A 24180-nucleotide genomic window follows, 5' to 3' on the forward strand; every position below is an offset into this window, starting at 1 on the left:
GATCTGGATCTCGACAATCCCTATCGTCCCAGGTCAGGAGCACTTTCTATCTCAGCGACACGGCCCCACAGCAACGCCGCTGTGAAAGCACCGGGCTAGGCGCGAACGCGGGCGAACGCGGGCGTCGTCCTTGAAAGCAGCGATCTTCGCATCCTCGACGCGGCGCTGTGGACGTACGCGGTCAAGTCGGGAGCTCAGCTCCCCCAGGAGGAGTAGACGAGGACAGAGGGGCCGCCGCGGGTAGCTTCTCGCGAGCGAGCCGCGGCGGCGGCGGACAGCTCCGCCCGCCCCCCCTGCTGGTCGCTGCGCCCTCCCCCTTCCTTGCTGACTCGCTACGGCACGACCACGCTCGGCCGGCCGTCCGGCCACTCCAGCAGCAGCACGTTGACGCCTCGGAACGAGGTGTCGCCGTACCAGGAGTGGAAGACCAGCCGGTCGACGCCGTCGGGGCCGGTGGTCACGTCCTGGCCGCCCGGCCCGACGAACCGGCCATCGGTGTCCTCGGTGGTGAGCAGCGGACCATCGGTGTCCTCGGTGGTGAGCAGCGGGCCGTCGGCCTTGGTGTACGGCCCCGCCACCGCATCAGCGGTGGCGTACCCGATGGCGTACGCCGGGCCGCCGTAGTCGTTCGCGGAGTACATCAGCACGTAGCTGCCGTCCCGCTCCACCAGCGTGGGCGCCTCGATGAGGCTGCCCTCCCACGACTGGTCCTGCTTGAGCAGCCGCACCGGCTCCCCCGCCAGCGCGAGCCGTCCTCCCGCAGCGGCGCGAGGTAGAGCCAGGTGTCGAGGCTGCAGCAGTTGCCGTCGTTCTTCCACAGCAGGTAGCGGGTGCCGTCGTCGTCGAGGAACGTCGAGGCGTCGATCGCGCCGCCCTCGCCCTCCGGGCACACCAGCATCTGGTCGCCCACCACCTCGAACGGCCCCTCGGGAACGTCCGCGGTAGCCACCCCGATGCACTGCAGCGTGGGCGTGAGGTTCGTCGCGGTGAAGTAGAGGACGTAGCTGCCGTCCTCAAGCGCGGTGACCTCCGGCGCCCAGGTCTTGCCCGGGATGACCCACGACGGCAGCTGCGGCAGCGCGTCGTCGAGCACCTCCCAGCTCGCCAGGTCGGTGGACCGCGCCACCCGCACGTTCCGCAGGTTCCCGTTGGTCCCGTACGCGTAGTAGACGCCGTCGACCTCCAGCACGTCCGGATCCGGGAAGTCGTCGTTGATCACCGGGTTGACGTCCGGCGCCGGCTCCGCCTCGGCGCACAAGCGCCGCCGTCATCATGACGGCGGCGCTCGGCCGGTGACCGGCGGCTCTCGTGCTGCGAAGTGTCAGAACGCGGAGGCCGTGGCCGTGTACCCGGCCTTCTTGACGGCGGCGACGATGTCCTCGACGCTCACACGCTCGGCGTCGTGATCGACCTCGATACGCGCGGTGGCGAAGTGGACCTTGACGGAGTCGACGCCGTCGAGGCGACCGACCTGCTTCTCGATCTTGGTCACGCAGGACGGGCAGCTGAAGCCCTCGGCGCGAAGCATCGTGTGGGTCATGGTCTGGGCGCTCATCGTGAGCTCCTTTCGTTGATTCGTCCCCATCGCTGGGCTACTGATCCTCAATCTACGGATCGGGGCCGTCGACCGCCTTGACGTGCGTCAAGGAGTCGATCCGGCCCGGATCAGCCGACCTCGATGACGACCTTGCCGGCCGCGTGGCCGGTCTCGACGGCGGCGACGGCCTCACCGGCCCGGTCAAGCGGGTAGGTGGCGGTCACGTGCGGGTCGACCAGGCCGTACTGGACCACTCCGGTGATCTTGGCCAGCGCCTCGGGGTTGCGCTCGCGGGTGGCACCGCCGAGCTCGCTCACCGCAGAGTCGGCGGCGGAGACCACCCGCGAGGGCTCGGAGGCCAGGGGCGCCGCCTCGCGCAGCACCCGACCGCCGACGAGGTCGATGACCAGGTCCACGCCCTCCGGGGCGAGCTGGCGGACGCGCTCGGCGAAGCCGTCCCCGGCGGCGACGAACAAGGCGCCGGTGGACTCCACCAGCTCACGCTTGCCCTCACGTGCCACCCCGATGACGCGGAACTCGTGGACCTTGGCGATCTGGGCGGCCATCAGGCCCACGCCGCCGCCGGCGCCGAGGACGAGCATGGTCTGGCCCGCCTCGAGCTCGACCTGGTGAGTGAGGTCGTAGGCGGTCGTCCCCGCCACCGGAAGCGTGGCGGCATCGACGAAGGAGATCTCCGCCGGCTTCGCCACCGCCTCGGCCGCGCGCACCAGGGTGTGCTCGGCGAAGCCGCCGTGCCCGCCGGGTACCCCGGCGATGACCGCGTCACCGACGGCAAAGTCGGTCACGCCCTCCCCCACGCCGGCCACGACACCGGCTACTTCGAGCCCCATCCCGGCCGGCAGCTCACGCGCGGTACCGAGGAAGCCGCGGCGGATCTTCCAGTCGGCCGGGTTGACGCCGGCCGCCTTGACCGCCACGAGCAGCTCTCCGGCGCCGGGCTCCGGCACCGGCCGGTCCTGGAGCTGCTGGTGCTCGGGGCCACCGAACTGGGTGAATACGTAGATCTTTGACATGTCGGTTCCTTCTCGTTCGATGTGTGTGACCCGCAATGCCCCGCGCTCGGTGGCGCCTGGGCGTTACGGCGGAGTCAGACCTGCTGGCGGATCTCCTCGTGCTTGATCGGTTCACCATGTACCGGCACGGGAGCGGCCGCCGGCTGGACGTCGCGCCGGCGGCGCAGCAGCCGCATCGCGTTGACGATGACCACGAGCACCGAGACCTCGTGGACGAGCATCCCGATCGCCATCGTCACCCCACCGAACAGCACCCCGGCGAGCAGCACAACCACCGTGCCGAGCGCGACGGCGATGTTCTGGCGCATGTTGTTCACGGTGCGGCGGGCCAGGCCCACGGCCTGCGGCAGCTTGAGCAGGTCGTCCTTCATCAGCGCGATGTCGGCGGTCTCGATTGCCACGCCGCTACCGGCGGCGCCCATGGCCACGCCGATGTCAGCGGTGGCCAGCGCGGGGGCGTCGTTCACGCCGTCACCCACCATCGCCACCGTGTAACCCTCCCGCTGCAGCCCGGCCACGGCGTCGAGCTTGTCCTCCGGCAGCAGCCCGGCGCGGACCTCGTCCACTCCCACCTGGACTGCGACGGCCTCGGCCACCCGCTGCTGGTCACCGGTGAGCATGACGACCTTCGTCACCCCGGCCGCGTGCAGCCGGCGGACCATCTCGGGGGCGTCGTGACGGATCTGGTCGGCGACCGCGACCACGCCGATGACGCGACCGTCGCAGGCGATGACCATCGGGGTGCGCCCCGCGGCCGCGAGCTCGTCGACGACAGGGGCTGCGACGTCGTCGGCAATCCCCTCCGCGGCGAGCAGCGCGAGGTTCCCGACGACGACGCGGTGGTCGTCCAGCGTGGTGATGATCCCCTTGCCGGGGACGGGCTCGGTGTGGGTGGGCAGGCCCAGCACCGGCAGGTCCCGCTCGGCGGCTGCCTCGAGGATGGGGCGGGCCAGCGGGTGCTCGGAGCCGGCCTCGGCGCGGGCGGCCATGGTCAGCACGTAGTCGCGGTCCATGTTCGGGTCGAGCACGACGACGTCGGTCAGCTGCGGGCGGCCCTCGGTGAGCGTGCCGGTCTTGTCCAGTGCGACGGCGGTGATCCGCGCCGAGGTCTCCAGGTACTCCCCGCCCTTGATGAGGATGCCGTCCTTGGCGCCGCGGCCGATGCCGGCGACGATCGAGACCGGGATGGAGATGACCAGCGCGCCGGGGCAGCCGATGACCAGCAGTGTCAGCGCCAGCACGATGTCCCCGGTGGCGATACCGAACACTGCGGCCAGCACGATGATCGCCGGGGTGTACCAGGCGGAGAACCGGTCCATGAACTGCTGGGTCTTGGCCTTGGCGTCCTGCGCCTCCTCCACCCGGTGGATGATCCGCGCCAACGTGGTGTCGGCGCCCACGCCGGTGGCCCGCACCTGCAGGAACCCGCCGGTGGCGATGGTGCCGGCGAACACCTGGTCGCCGGTGCTCTTCTCCACCGGCATCGACTCGCCGGTGATCGAGGCCTCGTCCAGCGCGCCGGTCCCGCCGATGACGACGCCGTCGACCGGCACCTTGGCGCCGTTCTTTACCAGTACCGTCTCACCCTGCCCGACGGCGCCGGCCGGCACCTCGACCTGTGTGCCGTCACGCAGCACGACGGCAACGTCCGGGGCGACGGCGACCAGCTCGGCCAGCGCCGAGCGCGTCTTGTTCAGCGTCGCGTTCTCCAGCGCGCCGCCGATGGCGAACAGGAAGGTCACCGCGGCGGCCTCCCAGTAGTTCTGGATGAGGATCGCGCCGATCGCCGCGACCGAGACCAGCAGGTCGATGCCGATGACCCTGACCGCCAGCGCACGGACGGCCTTGATGACGATCCGATGGCCGGCCACCACCGCCGCGGCCACCATGAAGATGTCCGCCGCCAGCGGCGACTCCCAGATCTGGGACATCGCGAACGACGCCAGGATGAGGAGCCCGGAGACCACCGGGATCGTCCACCGGCCCTGCAACCACATGTTGACCCTGCTCATGATCGATGCCTTGCCTTCCCACTCGTTCCGCGGGTTCGCGGCGCTGACATCGACGGTAGGAGGATCGGCCGGCCGGGGCCTTGACGCAGGTCAATACGGCACCGGAACTCCACTGCGCCTGACTTCGTCAGAGCTCGAGAACCAGTCGCAGAGCGGCTTCGACATGTCGCAGCTCATCGAACGTCAGGTGGCCGGCGCTGTCACCCAGACGTCCAGGATCGACCGCGGCCGTCTGCTCGACCAGCGCGCAGTCGGTAGACCACACCACGCACGCAGGCTCTCCATACGTGGTCGGCGATTCCCCTCCGCCGTCAGCCACTGATGGTCGGGCCGACCTCGTCCGGAGTGAGGACGACGACGCAGCGCCGTTCGCGCTCCATGGCGGCCCGGTACTCGGCCCAGTCCTCGTGCTCCCCGGCCGCCAGCCGGTAGTACTCGACGAGGAGGTCCATCGCCGCCGGCAGCGAGACGATCTCCACCGGACCGGTGATCTGCACCCAGCCCCCGAAGAACCTCTCAGTGAGCTGGCACAGCGAGGCCCGCGGGGTGCGGCGCAGGTTGCGGACCTTGACGGCCGTCTCACGGGTGCTGATGAGGATGCGGCCGGCGTCGTCGGCGACGGCGAGCACCGGAGACTGCTGGGCGTCCCCGGTGCGGCGGCGTGTCGCGAGCACCCCGCGCGGGTTGTCCCGGACGAACTCGAGCGCCTCGCTGATGTCCATGGGCAAGGTGTGAGGCCCGGCTACGCGTTCTGCCAGAGCCCGACGACGTTTCCCTCGGAGTCGTTGAAGTAGGCGGCGAAGCCCATCTCCCCGATCGGCGTCTTCCCGCTGAGCACCGCGCCGCCGTGCGCCTCCACCCGCGCGAGGTCGGCGTCGATGTCGGTGCTCTCGAGAGTGATGACGGTGCCGGTGTTGGTGCCCTCACGGGAGGTCATCCCGCCCCCGATGTACCCCGGCTCGCTGGGCATCCCGTCGTCGCCCGCGGGGCCGGAGGAGATGCCGACGTAGTCGAAGCCGGGCATCTCGTCGAGCTGCCAGTGGAAGACGTCGCTGTAGAACCGCTTGGCGCGGTCCTTGTCGTCGAACGGGATCTCGAAGTGGACCACTCGACCAGTCATGAAGACCTCCACGTCCGGAGCCGGCGCCCGGTCGGCGTCGACGCTGAGGAGTCTCATCGTAGAACTCAGGGGTCGTCCGAACCAGACCCTCGGTAGGTTTGCCGGCGAACCGGCCGCGCGACGCCCGGTCGGCGAGCAGACTTGGGGCCATGGCAGCAGAGCTGGTGCTCGGCCCGATGCTCCGGCGCATCGAGGACACCGCGGCCGCCGTGTGGGTGCAGACCTCGGCGGCGGCGGCGGTCCGCTGGTGGCAGCGGCGCGCGGGCAGCAGACTCTCGGCATGAGCTGCCTGTTCTGCGCGATCGTCGCCGGGGACGGCCCGGCCCACGTGGTGCTGGAGACCGACGACGCCGTCGCCTTCCTCGATGTCCGGCCGGTGTTCAAGGGGCACACCCTGGTGGTGCCGCGAGCGCACGTCGTCACGCTGCCCGAGCTCTCGCCGTCGTCGGTCGGGCCGTTCTTCACCGCGGTACAACGGGTGACGGCGGCGCTGCCCGCGGCGCTCGACGCACAGGGCAGCTTCGTCGCGATGAACAACGTCGTCAGCCAGAGCGTGCCGCACCTGCACGCCCATGTCGTGCCGCGCACCAAGGGTGACGGGCTGCGCGGGTTCTTCTGGCCGAGGCAGCGCTACGCCGAGGGTGAGGCGGCGCAGTACGCCGAGCGGATCGGGCGCGCGCTGGCAGCCTGAGGGCCGCCGTCGTCGTCCTATACTCGCCGGGCCGGGGGCTGACGACATCGGCGAAAGACAACGGAGACCTTCGTGACGACGTTCCAGCATTCCGACCAGCTGACCATCTCGAACCCGGCGGGGATGTACGACCCCAGCGGGTTCGGGTACTCCCACGTGGCGGAGGTCGCCGCCGGCGCCCGGCTGGCGTTCATCGCCGGCCAGGGTGGCGAGCGCGAGGACGGCACCTTCCCGGAGAGCTTCGAGGAGCAGGTCGATCAGGCGTTCCACAACCTGCTCACCGCGCTGGCCTCGGTCGGCGCCGGCCCCAAGGACGTCGCGAAGTTGACCGTCTACATCGTCGACCACGCCGAGGAGAAGCTCGGTGTCTACGGCGCGGCGCTGATGGCGGCCTGGGGCGACGTCGCCACGCCCACCGCCACCCTGGTCCCGGTGCCGCGACTGGCGCTGGACGCCATGCTGTTCGAGATCGAGGCGGTCGCGGTCATCCCGGGCTGAGCTGATCGGGCCGGCGGCGTCGCCCGGGAACTTCCAGGGAGCTCGAGCGCGTCGTTCGTGGTGACCTGCGGATGGCCCTTCGTCGTCGTCTGACCACGCGCGGTAGCGTGGCCCGGTGAGCAAGCGACGCCACCATCGCCGCCGGAGTACCAGCCCGAGCCACCGCCACCTGTACGCGGTTGACGCGCCCGAGACACCCGCACCCTCTCCTGACGACTTCCTCGGCACCATCGCCGCGGCTCTCGCCGACCCGGAGCCGCTGAGCTTCCTCGCGCTGGCGAGCTCAATGGTCGCCGCGCTCGACCCGCGCTCGGCCGACCCCCTGGCGCCGGTAGCGGACGACTCACCCGAGGCAGCGTTGTTCCTCGAGAGCCTCATCGGGCACGTCGTACCGGAGACCACCGCACTCCTGCTCGCCTTCGCCGAGCTGCTACCTGACAACCACCTCGCGCAACGTGCGCGGCGTGAGGCCCGTCGCCGTGACCACGTGCTGCCCCGGTGGTTGCAGCGGCTCGACGAGGCCGAGCCCGGCCCGGTGACGGCGTCGACGGACGTGCTCGGCGACGGTCAGAACACAGTGGTCTCGGTGCAGCTGGTCGGCGGCGAGTCACTCACCGCCGTCGTGTACGTCGACCACAACCTGGGTACCGTCGCCAAGGACGGTTTCATCGTCCCCGACGACCTCCCGGCCTTCCGGGCGGACTTCGACGCCCTGGCCGACGAGTCCGACGGCGTGGAGTTCACCGATCTCCGTCCGGCCGAGGCACGCGCCCAGATCGAGCAGGCGATCGCTATGGGCGCGATGACGGTGCCGCGCTTCGAGTCCGACACCTGGCCCGCGAGCCGTCCGATCGTCGAGTGGATCATCGGGCTGCTGCCGCCCGGCGGCACCGGGTTCGAGCGACCGGAGTGGACCGATGAGCAGCGGTCGGCAATCTCGGCTGAGTTCCTGCGTTCACCGGAGGGTGCCACGCTCACCGGCCGGGACGACGACGCGATCACCCGCGACCTCCTGTGGTTCACCACCGACTACAGCGGCGGGGAGCCGCTGCGATGGAGCTTCCTCAACGTCCAGATCCTCCTCGCCGACTGGTACCCCCGAAAGGTCATGGCCGGCCTCGCGTACCTGCGGCGGGTGCCCACCGTCCTGCGGGCACTCGTGCGCTACGCCCACCGCCTCGAAGGGATCCCCGGGCCGCTCACCGAACGGACCCTCAAGGCGATCGACGAGTGGGAACCCCTCTACCTCGAGCTCATCAGCGACGCCGGCGCGCCCGGCACTCCCGGGCCCCTCGATCAGCTGAGCAGGGCGGACCTGGCAGAGCTGCTGGCGCATCTCGCCAACCACGTGCACGAGCAGGCGGCCGGGGCCGTCGGTGGCGAACAGGCGCTCGCCGAGCTCGACGACGCTCCCTTGCCCGACGAGGCCTTCCAGTGGGACAACATCCCCGCAGACGTCCATGAGCGCGTGGCAGAGATCCTGCAGCTGTGCGACGGCTGCGCCGGGGAGATGTTCGACGTCGAGATGCGCACCGCCTTCCGGCGGGTGCTCGCGCGCACGGCCGCGACCGATCCCGCCGTGTTCCGTCGCCGGTCGAAGAACAGCACCGCCGCCGCGGCGATCGCCTGGCTGGTGGCGTCGGCCAACGACCGGCTCAGCCCGTACAGCGGCGGGCTGACCACCAAGGCACTGCTCGCGCACTTCGGCGTCACCGGCTCCATCTCAGACCGCGCCCGCCCCTTTCTCCGGGCCTTCGGCGCGGACGAGTGGCAGTCGGCGTACGACCTGACCTTCGGCACCCCGGAGGTTCTCACCTCCGACCGACGTGCCCGCCTGATCGAGATGCGCGACGACGACGGCACCCAGCCAGGCTCGTGACGCGACCGTCCTGGTCAGGTGCCAGCTGAGAACGCGCTGGCAAGGCGCGCGCTGATCGGGCTGAACCGCGCCCGGGGCTCACGGGCGAAGTACGACGCCTTGTGCTTCCGGAGCAGCTCCTCGCTGTCCCGCTGCCAGTCGAAGCCCGCGTCGTCGAGCACCCTGGCGAACAGCTCACTTGCGCGTGCATGGTCGCGGTCGGCCAGACGTCGTAGCACCGAGGGCGCGACGCTCTCTTCGTCCAGGATCTCCAGCAGATGCTCCGGCCGACACACTCGCCTCAAAGATCGAGAAGCACCGCGAGCGTGTCGCGAACCTGCCGGAGCACAACGGGTCCAACATTTCCGACACGCGCGATCACGCGGTCGCTCGAGACCGAGCGGACGTGTTGGCACTGGGCCGCCGAGACGGCGCCGAGGCCATTGCGTCCGTCCGGCTCGACCAGCACCTCGGCGCCGCTGTCGCGGATCGTCCTCGTGAGCGGGACCACCTGCACCACGCTAGGGCCGCCGCGAAGGACCCGCCCTGCCGTCACGACGATCGCCGGCCGCACCATCGCAGCCTCCGATCCCGCGGGCGCACCGAGATCGAGCTCGATCACATCACCCGGCGTCAGCATCGAGCCAGGAGACTTCCTCGCCGGTCAACGGCACTGCGAGATCACGGCCGATCTCGTCCTGCCGGAGCAACCGAACCGCTCGCGACACCGTCTCGGCAACCGTCAGCTGACGGCGCTCGGCGAGTTCGCGCAACTCGTCACGGGTGGCTCGACTGATCCGGATCGTCGTCGTTTCGGTCATGTATCGATGGTAGGCCGCTGTAGACTCTTTCGTCTACAGCGATCCGTTCGGCGGGACTGGTCGGCAGGTGCGGGCTACGCCCCTCCGCGTGGTTCGTCGGCACCGCGCGGCACGGCGTCCGAGAACCGATAGCGACGAACGTCGCCACGGTGGGCCTGCCGCGGCCCGATCTCCCGGCTATGACCGGATCCTGCGGCATATCGTGCCCCGGTCCGGCGACGAAGCCGTCGATCGAGCACGTGAATCCCCAGGCGACCTTTCCCATCTCTCCTCCTTGCTGGGCAGCGATGACGTGACCGTCGAGCTCACTTCGGTATTGAGTGGCCATCCACTACGGGAAGCCCCTCAGGATCGGTCAGAGCGGTCCCAGGACGTCGCGCGGGGCCGCGTTGAGGGCGAGGGTGTCGAGCACCGTGAGTAGCTGGCGTTCCTCGTACCGGAAGTGGGACTCCATGATCGCGGCGATCCCCTCGAGGTGCCGGTCCAGCTCAGCGGGGGGCGCGGCGTTCCCGATTGCCGTCTGTAGTGCGGTGATTAGGTGCGCCATCATCGAGTGGTCCTGCTCCAGGTATCGCAGCGTCTCGCGGAGCTCGGGGTGGGCGGCGGCGATCGCGGGAAACAGCGTGCGGTCCTCGCCCTCGTGGTGCCCGGTCAGCGCCGTGCAGAACCCGTGGCAGAACAGCAGCAGGTCGCGCGTGGCCAGCCCGGCCGCCTCGCCGTTGTCCAGGGCATCCCGGGTCACCCACAGCGCTTCGCGCAGCCGCTCGTGGACGCCACGCAGCTCGTGGCTCCAGGCGACAAGCCTGGTCTTCTCGCCCTCAGTCACGTGAGGGCGAAGGGAACGACGGTGTCATCGTCGACTCTCCTTCGTGTTCGGCGCCTCCATGCCTGACACGGTCTGCCACCGGCACGCGACGCTGACACGACGATACCGGACGCAGGCTCTGTGGTCGCACCTCACTCATCGTTGCGGCTCAGGGCGCTGTCCCGGCTCGCGCGTGCGTTGTCGAGGAGCCCTACCGCGGCCTCCGCAGTCCCCCAGGACTGGCTCACGCCCGATCCCCCGTGGCCGACGTCGTGCACGCACACGGCGTGGGCGCGAACTCGTGGATCGTCGACGTCGTCCTCGGTCGCGGTTCCGATTGAGGCGGATCAGCGAGGTGGCCGATAGACCGCTCTGCCGGACTTCACTGGACGTGTTCGCAGGGGAGCCGCTTCTGGAACGCCAGGCAGTGCCGCTATCGGACGCACAGCCATCACCCACGGCGAACGGCCGATGAATCTGGGGAGTGCTGACGGCGCCGTTGGCGCAGACCTGTGGATGGAAAAAATGGATGTCGGTGCCCTTCGGTACGATTGATACAAGCGTTCGACCACGGAGGTGAGCGGCATGGCGGCAGTGGCATCGGCCCCGCCCGCTGGCTCGCCCGCGGCCTCACCCGAGCCGCTGGTGCTGCTGGCAGCCGTTCGCCGCAGCGTGGCCGCGCTGCGCCAAGGCGCCGCCAGTAGCGAGGCCGGCGGCTGGCCCCAGCAGACCCGTGAGTCCGCCATCACCGACATCGACGCACTGCTCCAGGAGCTCACGCTCTACCGCGGTCGGCTGCTGCTCGCCCACCAGGAGGACGGCCGGTGGGGCTCGGCTCGCGACCGGGACTTCACCGACTGGCGAGCCAGGGAGACTGGCTCCGGTCGCGGCGCAGCGCTGGCCGACCTGCAGGTTGCCGAGGGCCTGAGGACCATGCCACCACTCGCCGACGCCGTCGAGAACGGCGAGCTCAACCTTGAGCATGCGAAGACCCTGACACGTCTGCAGCGCCAGGCTTCGGGCGAGGTACAGCGGGCGTTGGCCGACGGCGGCCTGGCTCAGCTGGTCGACCGGGCCGCACGTGACGGGCTCACCGCACCGGAGCTCGGCAAGCAGGCGCGGCAGTGGGCAGCGCAGATCGACGCGACGGCCGCCCAGGCCGACTTCAACGCGGTGCGGCGGCGGCGGTCGCTGACGCTGCACCAGCACAGTGGGGGCGTCAGGGGCGAGATCTTCCTCGACGCGGTGGCCGGCGCCGAGCTGCGCACCGCCCTGGACGCGATCAGCGGTCGGCCGGCCAAGGACGATGTCCGCACGCCGGCGCAGCGGATGGTCGACGCGCTGTCCACCATGGCTGAGCGCACGCTGCAGGTCGGCTCCGACCTCAACGGCGCCCAGGTCCGGCCGCACCTGTCGCTGCTGGTCGGTGAGGAGACGTGGGCCGGGATCCTAGCCCGCCGCCAAGCTATCGAGGCGTCGCAGCAGGTCAGCGATGCTGACGATGCCGATGGCAGTAGCGACGATGCCGATAACGGTAGCGGCGACGCCGACGGCGGTGACGGCGGTGACGGCGCCGTTATCGCTCATGGCGGCTCAGCTTCGCTGCCGCCGCTGCCGGATGTTCCGCCCGGCCTGCTCGAGGACGGCGCAGTGGTCCCGCTCGTCGAGCTCGAGCGGATCATGTGTGACTGCGAGGTCACCCGCATGGTGATGAATGCCGAGGGTGTCCCGTTGGATGTCGGCCGCACCGAGCGAACCTTCACCAAGGAGCTGCGCCGGGCGGTGACCACCCGTGATCGGCACTGCCAGTGGCCGGGCTGCCATATCCGGGCCTCGTGGTGCGAGGTCCACCACATCACCTGGTTCTCCCGGGGTGGCGTAACCTCGCTCGCTGAGGGCATCAGCCTCTGCAGCTTCCACCACCACCGGGTGCACGAGCTCGACGTGCAGATCACCGCGCTTCCCGACGGATTCTCGTTCCGTCGCGGCGACGGGTTCGAGCTGGGCACCACCCGCCGCAGCGAAGCGCCGGAGGTCCGCCTGCCCACCGGGTCGGTCGCGACTCGGACGGACTCGGCGGGTCTGGCCGCAACGCAGCCGAGCTCGGCGATGCAGGCGGCAGCATCCGACGGACTGTTCGCCGCAGACCCACCGGCACCACCGCCGATGGGGGTCGCGCCACCGCCGCAGAAGGCGGCCCCACCGCCGGGACGGGCGGCACCACCGCCGGGGCGGGCGGCCCCACCGCCGGGGCGGGAGGCACCACGAAGGGCTGCGGGACCACCACCACGGAGGCAGACCGCAGCACGACGGGATACGGCGCAACCATCACCGAGGGAACTGGCGCCACAGCGAAAGTGGCCCACCTCGACCCAGGACGCGCCGGCGGGCGGCCCCACCAAGTTCCCCAGTACCTATGCAACCGCACCGCCGACCCTCTGGGACTCCGACCCGCCCTTCTGAGTTCCGGAGCCGGGGGGCNGCCGGCGCCCGCGGTGCGGGCGCCGGGTCCAGGGCGCCGTCGGACCGACGACGTACGAACGCCGGCCGCGAACCCCTGGGCTACTGCCCCTTGACGTTGACGATCTGGCGAAGCTCGTGGTCGATCGTGACCAGGTCCGCGGCGTCGGCCATGACGACGTCGATGTCCTTGTAGGCGTCGGGGATCTCGTCGATGAACGCGGCCAGGTCGCGGTACTCGATGCCCTTCATCCGCCGGCGCAGGTCCTCCTGCGTGAAGCTCTTGCGCGCCTGGGTGCGCGAGTAGGCGCGGCCCGCCCCGTGCGGCGCCGAGCTCAGCGACATCTCGTTGCCCTTACCCGTGACGACGTAGGACCGCGTGCCCATCGACCCCGGAATCAGCCCACGCACACCCTCGTGCGCCGCGATCGCGCCCTTGCGCGACACCAGCCGTTGCTCACCGAAGTGGTGCTCGACGGCAGTGTAGTTGTGGTGGCAGTTGACCTCCTCGAGCCGGCGCACCTCACCGTCGAGGAAGCGCCCGAGCTCGTCGACCACCCGGTCCATCATCACCTCGCGGTTGAGCCGCGCGAACTCCTGCGCCCAGTGCAGGTGCGACAGGTACTCGTGGAACATCGGGTCGTCCTCGGTGAGGTAGGCGAGGTTGAGGTCCGGCAGCAGCTCCTTGCGGTCCAGCGCCCGGTCCTTCGCGGCGCTGATGTAACGCCGGGCGATCAGGTTGCCCACTCCCCTGCTGCCCGAGTGCAGGAACGTCCACACCGCCCCGGTCTCGTCTGCGGTCACTTCAATAAAGTGATTGCCGCCACCTAGCGAGCCCAGCTGCAGCCGCCAGTTCTTCGCAAACGCGTCCGGCTTGACGCCCTCCTCCCGCGCCAGGCGTTCGAGCTCAGCCACCGCCTGCGGCGCCCGGCCCCACAGCTTGCGGTTGTTGTTCCCCGGGCTCAGCGGGATCGCCCGCTCGATCTGCTCGCGCAGCTGGGACAGCGGGTGGCGTGCCCGGCGCAGGTGCTCCTCGGTGAACTGGGTCCGCACCGCGACCATCCCGCAGCCGATGTCCACGCCCACGGCCGCCGGGATCACCGCGCCGACCGTGGGGATCACCGACCCGACCGTCGCGCCCATGCCCACGTGTGCGTCCGGCATCAGCGCGACGTGCGGGTCCACGATCGGCAGCTCGGCGGTGAGCTTCGCCTGCGCCAGGGCATGGTCGTCGAGGATCGAGGCCCACGAGTAGAGCTTCTCGGTCAGCTGCTGCATATCGCCACCATGCCAGGTCCGCGGTCAGCCCACCCGCCGCAGCGGCACCACCGCCGACGGGTCCGGCCAGTCCGTCGAGCGCCGCAGGTCGGCGTGGAACCCGGAAACGTGCCGGTCCCAGAACCGGGCTCCGGCGTCGATCGAGTCGGTGTACGCCACCGGAACCACTCCGGCGGCGACGTCCGGCGCCCGGGTGAACTCGGGCTTGCCGACGAAGGTGACCACCCGGGTCAGGGACGGGGACGGTCGGGCGGCGTGGGTGACGTCGGCGGCCGCGGTGGCGCCCACCGCGTCGGTCGCGGCGACGGCGTCGCTGGCCCGGACCGCGTCGGTGACATCGACCGTGTCGTACCGCAGCTCGCGCGCTTCGAGTTGGGCCAGCTCCCCTGGCCCCACCGGCACGCAGATCCCGTTGACCGACTCCGCCGGTCCCGCCGGGCGAAGGTTCGCGAACAGCACCACCGGCGGCCGGACGTCCTGGTCGTCGAGGTACGCCTTGTCCGGCTGCGTGCCGTCGTTGGGGAACGCGACGCCGAAGTCCCGTCGTCGTCCACTGACGACGGCCGGCACGCAACGGCGCCACGAGACGGTCGGCAGCGTGGCCTGCAACGACGCCGGCTGCAGCAGCGAGCCGTACACGAACACGAACGCCGGTGGGGCGGTCATCGCGCCACGCTCCTCCCGCTGCTGCGCAGAACTCCGTGCCGCGCAGAACTCCCCCGACAACGTATCCAGCGGCGCCGACCGGCGCATGGCGTCAGACCGGCGTGCGGTGTCAGACCGGCGTGCGGTGTCAGACCGGTGCGGCACAGTGGACCCGTGATCCGACGCATCGAGCGCCGCCCCGAGACCGAGGTCGACCCAGCCGCGTGGCCCGACTCGGTGCCCGCCGTCGGCCAGCTGCTCACCCGGGGCCTTGACCTGCCGGCCGGCGTGACGTTCCTCGTCGGGGAGAACGGCGCCGGCAAGTCGACGATCGTCGAGGCCGTCGCGGAGCTGCTCGACATCCCCGTCGACGGCGGGTCGAGCGACCACCGCGCCGGCGCCGACCGCGGCCGGGGCAGCGACCGTTCCAACCTCGCCGGACGGCTGCGGACCATCCGCGGCACCGGTGGGCACGGCCGCACCGGCTTCTTCCTGCGCGCCGAGACGATGCACCGCTTCGTCACCTACCTCGAGGACGCCGCGAGCATCGAGGGAATCCCGCCGGCGCCGCACCCGCTGCACCAGGTGAGCCACGGCGAGTCGTTCGTCGAGATGCTCACCGGCCACTGGGTCCGCCGCGCGGGCATCGTGCTGCTCGACGAGCCGGAGTCGGCGCTGTCGTTCACCAACACCCTCGCGCTGGCCGACGTCCTCGGCCAGCTGGCCGCCAGCGGCAAGCAGGTGCTGTGCGCCACCCACTCCCCGCTGCTTACCGCGCTGCCCGGCGCCCAGATCTTCCAGCTCGACGACGACGGCATCACCCCGGCCACCTGGGACGAGCTCGAGGTGGTGCGCCACTGGCAGTCGTTCCTCGGTGCGCCCGAGCGCTACCTGCGCCACCTGGGCTGACCAGTTCCGGGGCGACGACGCGCCCGGGACACGAGACCGGCACCGGCCACCGTGCGCTGCGACGGCGTCGTCTCGCCTGTCGGGACGCGACCGGTCGGACGTCTTGCCTGCCGGACACCGGTCGACCGGCGCCGATGGGCACTCCTAGCGTCTGCGCCACGGTCGACCGGCCGCAGACAGGGGGGAACACCACTATGCCTTTCGTGAGGCACACCAAGCCGATGAGCACTGACGCTCGTTATCGGTGTACCGGCGAGTGTCGGTGACCCTGCTCGCCTGATCGGCTCGAGCAGCCCGACCCCGGCGGTGCGCCGGCTCCGTCGCACCTTCGTCACCACCGCGCAGCGGCCCACGGGGCGCTGCGCCCTGCCCGTGTGCTCATGCCACGGCGCCCATCGTGATGTCGCGGTTCGACCGCAGCTCATTCAACAAAGGAACTCCACCCATGGTCCTCACCGGACTCGCCGTCGGCGGTGCCCTCGGCTTTGCCATGCAACGCGGCCGGTTCTGCGTCACCGGCGCATTTCGAGACGTGTGGATCGGGCGCAACACGCGCTGGATCACCGCCTTCCTCATCGTTATCGCCGTGCAGAGCGTCGGCATCTTCGCCCTCGACGCGCTCGGCGTCATCACGCTGTCGTCCGGCCCGCTCGCACCGCTGGCCACCATCGCCGGGGCCTTCATCTTCGGCTTCGCGATCGTGCTCGCCGGCGGATGCGCCACCGGCACCTTCTACCGCTCGAGCGAGGGCCTCATCGGCTCCTGGTTCGCGCTCATCTGCTACGCCGGGGCCGCGGCCATGATGAAGGGCGGCGTGTTCGGCGACTTCACCGCGGCCGCTCGCGCCCAGACCATCGAGGTCACCACGATCCACGACACGCTCGGCATCTCACCGTGGTGGCTGGTCGGCGGGCTGGTCCTCGCCGTCGGCTACGCCGCTGCCCGCCACCTCGCCGCTGAGCCCAAGCTCGCCACCCTGCCGGCGCGGCGACGCGGCCTGGCCCACCTGCTGTTCGAACGTCCCTGGCACGCCTTCGCCACCGCCGTCGTCATCGGCGTCATCGCCATCATCGCCTGGCCGCTGAGCACCGCCGCCGGCCGGCCGGCCGGACTGGGCATCACCACGCCCTCGGCCAACGCACTGACCTTCCTGGTCACCGGGGACATCGAGCTCGTCGACTGGGGCGTCTTCCTCATCGCCGGCATCCTCCTCGGGGCCTTCATCGCGGCCAAGGCCTCGGGCGAGTTCCGGCTGCGCGTCCCCGACGCGACGACCATGGTCCGCTCGATCAGCGGCGGCCTGCTCATGGGCGTGGGCGCCGCGCTCGCCGGCGGCTGCACCATCGGCAACGCCATGGTCAACACCGCCCAGTTCTCCTACCAGGGCTGGCTCTCCTTCGGCTTCATGGTGCTCGGCACCGGGGCCGCCACCCACCTGTTCATCCTGCGCCACCGGCCCACCGCCACCCGCACCCAGCAACCGTCCCTCGCGGGCGTCTGACGAAAGGAAGCACCATGCCCATCACTCTCGAGACCTCCGGCCAGGTCTGCCCGTTCCCGCTCGTCGAGGCGAAGGACGCCATCGCGAGCCTGGCCGACGGCGACCACCTCACCATCAAGTTCGACTGCACCCAGGCCACCGACGCCATCCCGCGGTGGGCGGCGCAGGAGGGCTACCCGGTCACCGACTACCGACAGGTCGGCGACGCCGAGTGGTCGATCACCGTCCAGAAGAAGTAGTCACCCGCCGGCTCCGTTCGCGGGTGGAAAGCCACGGGGTCCGACGAGGACCCCGTGGCTGTCGCCCATTTAGGCGGGTACGGACGACTACGAGCCCTCCCCCGGCACACGTGACCGTGCCTCGGTGAGTGCGCGCTCCGCCTCCTCGCTGCGCGCGACGGCGGCCGCGTGCGCCTCCTCGGCGGCGTCCTGCTGCTCGTCGAGTAGCGCCAGCGACTCCTTGCGCTTGGCCAGCTCCCGCTCGGCCTCCTCCACCTGGGCGGCAGCGCGCAGCACCGCGGCGTGGAGCCGCTCGACCTCGTCCTCGGCCTCGGCCACCTCGTCCCGGGCCGTCGCCGCTGCCCGCTCGGCGGCCGCTAGGTCCCGCGCGGCCTGCCGGGCGGCGGCCTTGTCGGCGCGCGACCGTGCGGCGTCGGCGCCGGACGGTGCCGCGCCGGCACCGGCGCCAGCACCACCACCGCCGACTTCCGGTATCTCGGCGTCGAGCTCGTCGTCGTCGGGCACGTCCTCGACCACACCGGGCAAGGCCAGCGCACCCAGGTCAACCGCACCCGGCTCGAGCGGGCGCACGAGCAGGCCGCTGCGCACCGCCCGCTCGGCGGTCCGGTCGATGACGACGGCGTGCCAGGTCCCCGTCACCTGGCCGAGCGCGGCAGCGGACAGCGCGACGTCGTGGTCGGCGGCGAGCGCCTCGGCGGCGGCCGCGACCCGGGCGGTCAGCCTCCGACGCCGTCGGCCGAGGTCGCGCAGCTCCGTCGCGTTCGCCGACGCCTGGGCCACCCGCAGCTCCGCGCCCAGCTGGCTGAGCGCGTCGACCTCGTCGGGCAGCCCGCGGACGACGGCGCCCACCGCCCACGCGGCAGCGGTCGCCTTGGGCAGCGCTGCCACCCGAGCGGCGGCCTGCTTGTCGTCGTCGGCGCGGAGCGTGGCGGCGCGGGCCTTGCGGGCCGCGACGAACTCCGCAGGCACGATGGCGTAGAGCTCGTACGCCAGCCGCACGAACGCGTCGGAGGCAAGGTCCGCGCTGATATCCATGGTCAATGGTCTACCAGCACGAGTCACCGTCGTAACGGTTCGCCGCGGTGGCACAGTCTCCATGCGGCTCTTGCGGGTGCCGCCGTAGGCAAGGGCGGCACGGATGGTCCGCCCGGTGAAGCTCGCGACGGTGTCGAAGTCGAGGTCTGCCAGTCACCGGCCCAGCGTGGTACGGACCGCTGCCGTCACGCATCGCTCGGGTCGGTCCGCACCTCGCTCAGCCGAACGGGTCGACGATTGCTACGCCCCTGAGCACACTGCCTGTCGCGAGGTCCTCCGTCCACAGCTCGGCGCATCCCGACTCGACTGCAGCCTCGAGGATCAACGCATCCCAGATCGAGAGCTGGTGACGTCCGACCGTGGCGACTGCGCGCTGAACCAGTCCGCCGTCCGTGGTGACCACCGGCAGCTCGGCAAGTGCTGCCAGGACCCGCGAGGCAGCCGTGTGGGGCAGCGGTGGGGTCAGCTTTCGTGTCACCACGACGAACAGCTCGAGCAGCACCTGGGTGCTGATGACGAAGTCGTGCTCAGCGGCCGTCAGGAGCTGGCGGGCACGCTCCTGCTTGACAGGTTCCCCCGCGTCGAACTGGTAGGCGATGACGTTGGTGTCCAAGAAGACCCTAGACACGGTGCAGATCGCTTCGCCGCCAGGTGCGCCCGGTCCCCTCGCTGCCAGACCGGTGCTCGTCCGCGATCAATGCGAGCTCCGCGAACACCTGCCGCGTCGGCGGCGCGTCGGCGTACCTGCGCAACGCCTCGGCGAGGTAGGCGTTGACGGACTCCTTGCGTTCGAGTGCGCGGATCCGCGCACGTCGCAACGTCTCTTCGTCGACGGAGATCGTCAGGTTGGCCATGAAGCAGTGTAGCACTGGTTCCGTGCTACACCGCGATGTCACGCGCGAACCATCACGCCCGTACTCCGCCCTGACAAGCGATATGGCACGTCTCAGGGCGCGATGTTGAAGTTGTCGCGGAACACGTTGTCGGGGTCGTAGCGGCGCTTGAGCTCACGCAGCCGCGTCAGCGTCCTCGGCGGGTAGACGTCGAGCAGCCGCTCCGGCCGCGGGTCGGTCTCGAAGCTGGCGTACAGCCCGTCGAAATGGTGGTGCAAGCCGTCCCAGATGCCGTCGAGCCGCTGCCGGTTCGAGCCCATCGCGGTCACCGAGAAGTTCGCCGACCGGTGGGCGAACGCGGTCGCGTCCGCCGGCACGTCCGTCGTCGCGCCGCCGAGCGCGCGGATCTGGAAGAAGAAGGTGTGCCCGGACCGGATGAGGCGCTCCGCATCCGCGGCAAACTGCGGCGTCACCTCCTCGAGGAACCCCGAGCGGCTCACCGGCTGCCCCTGGGAGTACTGCGGAGCGTCAGGAGTCGAGACCAGCGCCGGGTACGGCACCACCTGGATCGCCTGCCCCACGAGCGGAGCGACCTGGGCGAACGGCTGCAGCCGCTCGAGGATGGTGTCGGGGTCGGCGGAGTCGATCACCGTCATCGTCTGCGCCACCACCTGGCCACCGCGCGGCGCACCCATGGTGAGGAAGCTGGTGAGGTCGCGCGGCGCGGCCTGCACCGCCGCGCCCCACCGCACCAGGAAGTCGGCGGTGTCGCTGGCGTCGAACACCAGCTGCGCCACCCCGACGTCGCCCACCTCGGCCGCCTCGAGCTCGAAGGCGGTGACGATGCCGAAGTTGAACCCGGCGCCCCGCGCCGCCCAGAACAGGTCGGGGTTCTCCTCGTCGCTCGCGCGGACCCGCGAGCCGTCCGCCAGCACCATCTCGACGGCGCGGACCCGGTCGATGGTCAGCCCGTGGGCCCGACCGAGGAAGCCGATGCCGCCGGTGGTCGCCAGTCCCCCGACGCCCACCCCGCCGAAGTCCCCCGAGCTGATCGCCCAGCCGTACGGCGCGAGCGCCGCGGCGACCTCGCCCCACCGGGCGCCGGGCTCCAGCCGGACCAGCCGGCGCGCCTCGTCGAGCACGCTGATCGCGTTGAGCCGGGCGAGGTCGATGACGATCCCGCCGTCGTTGGTCGAGCGGCCGCTGATGCCGTGGCCGGCGCTGCGCACCGCGAGCGGCACCGGCTGGCGGCGCGCGAACGCCAGCGCCTCGACGACCTCGTCCGCGTCGCCGGGACGCAGCACGAGGCCCGGCGAGCCGCCGCGCAGGTAGGTGGAGCGGACGGTGGCGTACGGCGCGTCGCCGGGCTCGACGGCGCCGGCGGCCAGCGACGCCGGGACGTCGTCGTAGGCGATCGAGATGCGCCGGGCGGCCCGGGCCGCCGAGCTGCGCACCTCCCCGGTCGGGGTGCCGCGGCGCGACCTGGCGGCGGCCACCGCCTCCCGCAGCGCGGGGGCGACCTCGGTGGCGAACCGGCCGAGCACCTCGTCGTCGTCGGTCGCCAGCACCAGGGTGGCAGCGCCGTCGGCGAGGACGAGCGGGAGCAGGTCGTCGACCCACTTCGCCGGCGGGCCGACGAGGAAGTCCCCCGGGTACGGGGTGAAGCGGCCGTCGAGGTTGACGATCCGGCGGATCTCCCGCGGGTCGCGCCCGGCGGCGGTGGCTGCGGCGTCGATGACAGCGTTCCCGGCACGCAACGTCGGCAGCCCGGACGTGCCGCCGGGCACCACCCAGCCGTCGGCGGTCCGTGCCACGAGGTCGAGCATCCGCGGCTTGCCGCCGCCGACCCAGACCGGCAGGTTGCGCGTGGGCGCCGGGCCGCGCTGGGCGCCGTCGACCACGTGATGCTCGCCGCGGTGCCGGACCGGTCCGGGCGCCGCGGCGTCCCAAACCGACCGGACCACCTCGATCGCCTCCTCCAGCGCGTCGACCGACTCACCGGGCGTCCGTCGCGCGACGCCCATCGCGGTCATCGCGTCCCAGAAGTGCCCGGCGCCCAGCGCGAGTCCGACGCGGCCGCGGGCGAGCAGGTCGAGGCTGGCCGCGGCGCGGGCGACCACGGCCGGCGGCCGCATCGGCGTGTTGAGCACGCTCGGCGCCAGCTGGATGCGGTCGGTACGCCCGGCGATCCAGCTGAGCAGCGTCCACGCCTCGAGGAAGCGCGGCTGGTACGGGTGGTCCTGGACGGTGACCAGGTCCAGCCCGAGCTCATCGGCGCGTACCGCGAGGTCGACGACGGTGTGCGGCTCGTCGGCGCTCGGGGTGAGGAAGACTCCGAGCTGCAGCGGCTGGCCGTAGTCCACCGGCCCCGAGGCCGGCAGCTGCGAGGCCATCACGCGCGCTCGGTCGCGACGAGCTCACGGACGGCCGGAGCGATCTCCTGGCCGAGCACCGCGAACATCGACGGGTCGTCACCACCGAGGATGTAGGCGCTGACGCCGTACTCGAGGGTGATCGCGGCGAGCTGCTCGGCCCACTGCGCCGGCGGGCCGACGAGCAGCTGGTCGCCCCGCTGCTCGGCGAGCCGGCCGTTGATGTTCAGCAGCCGCCGCACGGCGCGCGGGTCGCGGCCCGCGGCGGTCGCGGCGCCGTCGATGACCGCATTGCCGTCGGCGATCTCCTGCAGGCTCTTCATGTACCCCAGCGACGGCAGCCAGCCGTCGCCCGTGCGGCCGGTAAGCCGCAGCATCCGCGGCTTGTAGGCACCGATCCAGATCCCGACGTCGTGCGCCGGGGCCGGCCCCCGCTTGGCGCCGTCGGCGCGGTGGTGCTCGCCGTCGACGACGAGGCGCGAGCGGTCCGAGGTGTCCCAGATGCCGCGGATGATGTCGATCGCCTCGTCGAGCGCGACGACGCTCTCCCCGGGCGTCAGCCGGCCGCCGCCCATCGCCTCGATGGCGTCCCAGAATCCGCCGGTGCCCAGGCCGAGCTCGACCCGTCCGCCGCTGAGGAGGTCGAGGCTCGCCACGGCACGGGCCAGCACCGCCGGCGGGCGCAGCGGCAGGTTCACGACGTTGGTGGCCAGCCGGATCCGCTCGGTGCGGGCGGCGACGTAGGACAGCAGCGTCCAGGTGTCGAGGAACGAGGACTGGTAGGGGTGGTCCTGGAAGGTGGCGAGGTCCAGGCCGGCGGCCTCCGAGGCCCGGGTCAGCGCGACGACCCGCTCGGGCGCGGCAGCGGTGGGGGTGATGAATGATCCGAAGAGGAGGTCGTGGCCGTAGTCCGTCATGCCGGAGGAACGCCGGCCACGGCGCGCACTATTCCGAGACATCGGCCATGTCCCCTGCCCCGGGACGCGACAACGGCGGGCGACCCGCTGTGGGTCACCCGCCGTTGTCGGCGTACGGAAAGCTGGATGTCGCGGTCAGACCGCCGGCGCGAGCTCGACGCCGGAGGCCGGGAGGCCCTTGTTCTCGAGGACGGCGGCGTCGACCATGGCGGTGACGTCGTCCTCCGTCAGGTTCAGCGAGATGGCCAGCTCGGCCACGAACGGGGTCATGGCGTCGCGCAGCAGGTTCATCTCCCCGAAGGACAGCCGCTTCTCGGTGTTGCGGCGGGTGAGGTCGCGAATGAGGCCGGCGATGGTCCGCACGTCACCGCTGCGCAGCCGCATGGTGTTGTTCTTGATCCGGCGTGACCACACGGTCTCCTCGACCTCGCTCTCCGCGAGCAGCAGGTCGAAGATCTCACGCACGCCAGCGGCGTCGAGAATGGGCCGGACCCCCATCTCCTCTGCCAGCTCTACCGGGACCGCGACCGAAAGGTCGGAGTGGCGCACCTCGAGGTTGAGATACTTGCGACGGTCGTCCCGAATCGTGCGGGTGAAGATCTTCTTGATCGTTGCCGGACCGTGGTGAGGATGGACGACGACCTGACCTGTGGAGAAATTCAACGCGTGACCCCTTCGAGAAGAGAGCGCCACACTCGGCGGCGACGAACGCCCTGGGGCGACCGTCGGCGACTGCCCAGACCACCCGAGCGCTAAGCGTCCGAGCGGAATGAGGACACGGAGGAATTCGCAGCCACATCCGGTGAGAGCGCCCGACCTCCGCGAGCCAGCCCTACCATTCTCTCATATTTTTGGCACTATTTCGCGAAGGTGGCCTTCGCCACAGTTCCGCGGTCATCGAGCATGTGATGAGCGAAGGTGATCATCGCTCGAGGGACGTGCAGACGCAGGCGCGATTTCCGTCGGGGTCGGCCAGCACCGTGAAGCTCGGCGCGTGCGAGTCGTCCACGACCCTGCCGCCCGCGGCGACGGCCGCCGCGATCCGCCCCTCGGCCACCTCCGGCGCGACCCACAGGTCGAGGTGGAAGCGCTGGCGCGGCGTCTCGTGCGGCTCGGTGCCCTGGAACCACAGCGGAGGCAGCCGCCCGCCGGGATCGGCCACCTCGTCATCGTCCACGCCGGTCGGGTCACCGGTGAGCAGCGCCGCCCAGAACGGGCCGACGGCGGCGCTGTCGGCCGTGTCGAGCCCGACCTCCAAGGCGGTGACCGCCGCCGGCTGCGCCTCGACGCCCTGCGAGCGTGCGAGGTCGCTGATCTGCCGGGCAAGGTCGAGGTCGCGCTGCGTGAGCTCACCGACGTCGTGGCTGAGGAGCTCGAGGTCCACGTGCGGGTAGGTGAGCGTGACGTCGGGGTGGTGGTTGGCGGCCTCGGCCAGCTCGGTCACCGCGGTGACCAGCCGCAGCCCGGCGACGAAGCTGCCGGTGCGGAACCTCGCGTGCAGCGAGCCGGCGAGCACCCGCCAGTCGGCCAGCCCCGCGTCGTCGACCTGTCGGGCAGTGATCCGTGCCATCCCCCCACGGTGGCACGCCGGCGCGATGCCGGCCACCGGAACCGG

At 71.2% G+C, this 24180-nt stretch carries 25 protein-coding genes and 2 pseudogenes; 8 read left to right on the plus strand and 19 right to left on the minus strand.

Annotated features, from left to right (window positions below):
- Window positions 1-332: 332 nt before the first annotated feature.
- The 6 genes and pseudogenes from V2J52_RS17045 to V2J52_RS11115 form a co-directional block, all read right to left on the minus strand.
- Window positions 333-1219 (minus strand): annotated as a pseudogene (locus V2J52_RS17045) (glycoside hydrolase family 43 protein).
- 102 nt (window positions 1220-1321) lie between these two features.
- On the minus strand, window positions 1322-1555 hold the full coding sequence (locus V2J52_RS11095) for a heavy-metal-associated domain-containing protein (protein ID WP_331227777.1): 234 nt from the start codon (window positions 1553-1555) through the stop codon (window positions 1322-1324).
- A gap of 110 nt (window positions 1556-1665) precedes the next feature.
- On the minus strand, window positions 1666-2571 hold the full coding sequence (locus V2J52_RS11100; RefSeq protein WP_331227778.1) for an NADP-dependent oxidoreductase: 906 nt from the start codon (window positions 2569-2571) through the stop codon (window positions 1666-1668).
- Window positions 2572-2645: 74 nt separating this feature from the next.
- Complete coding sequence (locus V2J52_RS11105) at window positions 2646-4583, minus strand: heavy metal translocating P-type ATPase (protein ID WP_331227779.1); 1938 nt, start codon at window positions 4581-4583, stop codon at window positions 2646-2648.
- Window positions 4584-4894: 311 nt separating this feature from the next.
- Complete coding sequence (locus V2J52_RS11110; protein ID WP_331227780.1) at window positions 4895-5305, minus strand: PPOX class F420-dependent oxidoreductase; 411 nt, start codon at window positions 5303-5305, stop codon at window positions 4895-4897.
- 20 nt (window positions 5306-5325) lie between these two features.
- Entirely contained in the window at window positions 5326-5703 is a 378-nt protein-coding gene (locus V2J52_RS11115; protein ID WP_491062125.1) for a VOC family protein, read from the minus strand.
- A 149-nt stretch (window positions 5704-5852) separates the two neighbouring features.
- On the opposite strand from V2J52_RS11115, the gene V2J52_RS11120 reads away from it, so the two are divergent.
- The 4 genes from V2J52_RS11120 to V2J52_RS11135 all read left to right on the plus strand — a co-directional run bounded on the left by V2J52_RS11120 (window position 5853) and on the right by V2J52_RS11135 (window position 8771).
- Window positions 5853-5987 (plus strand): DUF7800 domain-containing protein, encoded by a 135-nt coding sequence (locus tag V2J52_RS11120; protein ID WP_331227782.1) that lies wholly within the window; start codon window positions 5853-5855, stop codon window positions 5985-5987.
- On the plus strand, window positions 5984-6394 hold the full coding sequence (locus V2J52_RS11125; protein ID WP_331227783.1) for an HIT family protein: 411 nt from the start codon (window positions 5984-5986) through the stop codon (window positions 6392-6394). Before V2J52_RS11120 ends, V2J52_RS11125 begins: the two co-directional genes overlap by 4 nt.
- 123 nt (window positions 6395-6517) lie before the next feature.
- Window positions 6518-6892: a RidA family protein gene (locus V2J52_RS11130; protein ID WP_491062126.1), complete on the plus strand. Its 375-nt coding sequence runs from the start codon at window positions 6518-6520 to the stop codon at window positions 6890-6892.
- Window positions 6893-7007: 115 nt separating this feature from the next.
- Window positions 7008-8771, plus strand: a complete 1764-nt coding sequence (locus tag V2J52_RS11135; protein WP_331227785.1) for a hypothetical protein — start codon at window positions 7008-7010, stop codon at window positions 8769-8771.
- 14 nt (window positions 8772-8785) lie between these two features.
- Here the strand turns inward: V2J52_RS11135 and V2J52_RS11140 are convergent, their stop codons facing one another.
- The 4 genes from V2J52_RS11140 to V2J52_RS11155 form a co-directional block, all read right to left on the minus strand.
- Complete coding sequence (locus V2J52_RS11140) at window positions 8786-9046, minus strand: hypothetical protein (protein ID WP_331227786.1); 261 nt, start codon at window positions 9044-9046, stop codon at window positions 8786-8788.
- Between the two features lie 5 nt (window positions 9047-9051).
- Window positions 9052-9390 carry a type II toxin-antitoxin system PemK/MazF family toxin gene (locus V2J52_RS11145; protein ID WP_331227787.1) on the minus strand — a complete coding sequence of 113 codons (339 nt, stop codon included), beginning with the start codon at window positions 9388-9390 and terminating at the stop codon, window positions 9052-9054.
- Window positions 9374-9571, minus strand: coding sequence for a hypothetical protein (locus V2J52_RS11150; protein WP_331227788.1), 198 nt, complete (start codon window positions 9569-9571; stop codon window positions 9374-9376). The genes V2J52_RS11145 and V2J52_RS11150 overlap by 17 nt, the downstream gene beginning before the upstream one ends.
- A gap of 355 nt (window positions 9572-9926) precedes the next feature.
- Window positions 9927-10397, minus strand: coding sequence for a hemerythrin domain-containing protein (locus tag V2J52_RS11155; protein WP_331227789.1), 471 nt, complete (start codon window positions 10395-10397; stop codon window positions 9927-9929).
- Window positions 10398-10961: 564 nt separating this feature from the next.
- Here V2J52_RS11155 and V2J52_RS11160 point away from each other — a divergent pair.
- The gene (locus V2J52_RS11160; RefSeq protein WP_331227790.1) at window positions 10962-12839 is read left to right on the plus strand and encodes an HNH endonuclease signature motif containing protein; all 1878 of its coding nucleotides are present in this window, start codon (window positions 10962-10964) and stop codon (window positions 12837-12839) included.
- Between the two features lie 99 nt (window positions 12840-12938).
- Here the strand turns inward: V2J52_RS11160 and V2J52_RS11165 are convergent, their stop codons facing one another.
- Window positions 12939-14114: an RtcB family protein gene (locus V2J52_RS11165; RefSeq protein ID WP_331227791.1), complete on the minus strand. Its 1176-nt coding sequence runs from the start codon at window positions 14112-14114 to the stop codon at window positions 12939-12941.
- 24 nt (window positions 14115-14138) lie between these two features.
- The gene (locus V2J52_RS11170; protein ID WP_331227792.1) at window positions 14139-14780 is read right to left on the minus strand and encodes a gamma-glutamylcyclotransferase family protein; all 642 of its coding nucleotides are present in this window, start codon (window positions 14778-14780) and stop codon (window positions 14139-14141) included.
- Window positions 14781-14933: 153 nt separating this feature from the next.
- Between V2J52_RS11170 and V2J52_RS11175 the strand changes: the two genes are divergently transcribed.
- The 3 genes from V2J52_RS11175 (at window position 14934) to V2J52_RS11185 (ending at window position 17408) form a co-directional block, all read left to right on the plus strand.
- Window positions 14934-15668: an AAA family ATPase gene (locus V2J52_RS11175; RefSeq protein ID WP_331227793.1), complete on the plus strand. Its 735-nt coding sequence runs from the start codon at window positions 14934-14936 to the stop codon at window positions 15666-15668.
- A 445-nt stretch (window positions 15669-16113) separates the two neighbouring features.
- Entirely contained in the window at window positions 16114-17169 is a 1056-nt protein-coding gene (locus V2J52_RS11180; protein ID WP_331227794.1) for a YeeE/YedE family protein, read from the plus strand.
- A gap of 14 nt (window positions 17170-17183) precedes the next feature.
- A complete protein-coding gene (locus tag V2J52_RS11185; protein ID WP_331227795.1) occupies window positions 17184-17408 on the plus strand; it encodes a sulfurtransferase TusA family protein in 225 nt (74 codons plus the stop codon).
- An 87-nt stretch (window positions 17409-17495) separates the two neighbouring features.
- Here V2J52_RS11185 and V2J52_RS11190 read toward each other — a convergent pair whose 3' ends face one another.
- The 7 genes and pseudogenes from V2J52_RS11190 to V2J52_RS11220 form a co-directional block, all read right to left on the minus strand.
- Complete coding sequence (locus V2J52_RS11190; RefSeq protein ID WP_331227796.1) at window positions 17496-18443, minus strand: hypothetical protein; 948 nt, start codon at window positions 18441-18443, stop codon at window positions 17496-17498.
- 217 nt (window positions 18444-18660) lie between these two features.
- Window positions 18661-19071, minus strand: a complete 411-nt coding sequence (locus tag V2J52_RS11195; RefSeq protein WP_331227797.1) for a PIN domain-containing protein — start codon at window positions 19069-19071, stop codon at window positions 18661-18663.
- Complete coding sequence (locus V2J52_RS11200) at window positions 19064-19297, minus strand: hypothetical protein (protein WP_331227798.1); 234 nt, start codon at window positions 19295-19297, stop codon at window positions 19064-19066. Before V2J52_RS11200 ends, V2J52_RS11195 begins: the two co-directional genes overlap by 8 nt.
- A gap of 92 nt (window positions 19298-19389) precedes the next feature.
- Window positions 19390-21669, minus strand: a complete 2280-nt coding sequence (locus tag V2J52_RS11205) for an LLM class flavin-dependent oxidoreductase (RefSeq protein ID WP_331227799.1) — start codon at window positions 21667-21669, stop codon at window positions 19390-19392.
- Window positions 21670-21671: 2 nt separating this feature from the next.
- Window positions 21672-22565, minus strand: a pseudogene (locus tag V2J52_RS11210) (LLM class flavin-dependent oxidoreductase); the annotation flags it as partial.
- A gap of 135 nt (window positions 22566-22700) precedes the next feature.
- A complete protein-coding gene (locus tag V2J52_RS11215; protein ID WP_331227801.1) occupies window positions 22701-23228 on the minus strand; it encodes a CarD family transcriptional regulator in 528 nt (175 codons plus the stop codon).
- Window positions 23229-23487: 259 nt separating this feature from the next.
- Window positions 23488-24135, minus strand: a complete 648-nt coding sequence (locus V2J52_RS11220; RefSeq protein WP_331227802.1) for a 4a-hydroxytetrahydrobiopterin dehydratase — start codon at window positions 24133-24135, stop codon at window positions 23488-23490.
- Window positions 24136-24180 lie beyond the last annotated feature (45 nt).

The organism is Georgenia sunbinii (genome assembly GCF_036421875.1).
Classification (GTDB): Bacteria; Actinomycetota; Actinomycetes; order Actinomycetales; family Actinomycetaceae; genus Georgenia_B; species Georgenia_B sunbinii.

Coding starts and splice junctions, on each gene's coding strand:
- V2J52_RS11095 (WP_331227777.1), bottom strand. CDS start 1,555: ATGAGCGCCCAGACCATGACCCACACGATGCTTCGCGCCGAGGGCTTC.
- V2J52_RS11100 (WP_331227778.1), bottom strand. CDS start 2,571: ATGTCAAAGATCTACGTATTCACCCAGTTCGGTGGCCCCGAGCACCAG.
- V2J52_RS11105 (WP_331227779.1), bottom strand. CDS start 4,583: ATGAGCAGGGTCAACATGTGGTTGCAGGGCCGGTGGACGATCCCGGTG.
- V2J52_RS11110 (WP_331227780.1), bottom strand. CDS start 5,305: ATGGACATCAGCGAGGCGCTCGAGTTCGTCCGGGACAACCCGCGCGGG.
- V2J52_RS11115 (WP_491062125.1), bottom strand. CDS start 5,703: ATGACTGGTCGAGTGGTCCACTTCGAGATCCCGTTCGACGACAAGGAC.
- V2J52_RS11120 (WP_331227782.1), top strand. CDS start 5,853: ATGGCAGCAGAGCTGGTGCTCGGCCCGATGCTCCGGCGCATCGAGGAC.
- V2J52_RS11125 (WP_331227783.1), top strand. CDS start 5,984: ATGAGCTGCCTGTTCTGCGCGATCGTCGCCGGGGACGGCCCGGCCCAC.
- V2J52_RS11130 (WP_491062126.1), top strand. CDS start 6,518: ATGTACGACCCCAGCGGGTTCGGGTACTCCCACGTGGCGGAGGTCGCC.
- V2J52_RS11145 (WP_331227787.1), bottom strand. CDS start 9,390: ATGCTGACGCCGGGTGATGTGATCGAGCTCGATCTCGGTGCGCCCGCG.
- V2J52_RS11150 (WP_331227788.1), bottom strand. CDS start 9,571: ATGACCGAAACGACGACGATCCGGATCAGTCGAGCCACCCGTGACGAG.
- V2J52_RS11160 (WP_331227790.1), top strand. CDS start 10,962: ATGGCGGCAGTGGCATCGGCCCCGCCCGCTGGCTCGCCCGCGGCCTCA.
- V2J52_RS11165 (WP_331227791.1), bottom strand. CDS start 14,114: ATGCAGCAGCTGACCGAGAAGCTCTACTCGTGGGCCTCGATCCTCGAC.
- V2J52_RS11170 (WP_331227792.1), bottom strand. CDS start 14,780: ATGACCGCCCCACCGGCGTTCGTGTTCGTGTACGGCTCGCTGCTGCAG.
- V2J52_RS11180 (WP_331227794.1), top strand. CDS start 16,114: ATGGTCCTCACCGGACTCGCCGTCGGCGGTGCCCTCGGCTTTGCCATG.
- V2J52_RS11185 (WP_331227795.1), top strand. CDS start 17,184: ATGCCCATCACTCTCGAGACCTCCGGCCAGGTCTGCCCGTTCCCGCTC.
- V2J52_RS11190 (WP_331227796.1), bottom strand. CDS start 18,443: ATGGATATCAGCGCGGACCTTGCCTCCGACGCGTTCGTGCGGCTGGCG.
- V2J52_RS11200 (WP_331227798.1), bottom strand. CDS start 19,297: ATGGCCAACCTGACGATCTCCGTCGACGAAGAGACGTTGCGACGTGCG.
- V2J52_RS11205 (WP_331227799.1), bottom strand. CDS start 21,669: ATGGCCTCGCAGCTGCCGGCCTCGGGGCCGGTGGACTACGGCCAGCCG.
- V2J52_RS11220 (WP_331227802.1), bottom strand. CDS start 24,135: ATGGCACGGATCACTGCCCGACAGGTCGACGACGCGGGGCTGGCCGAC.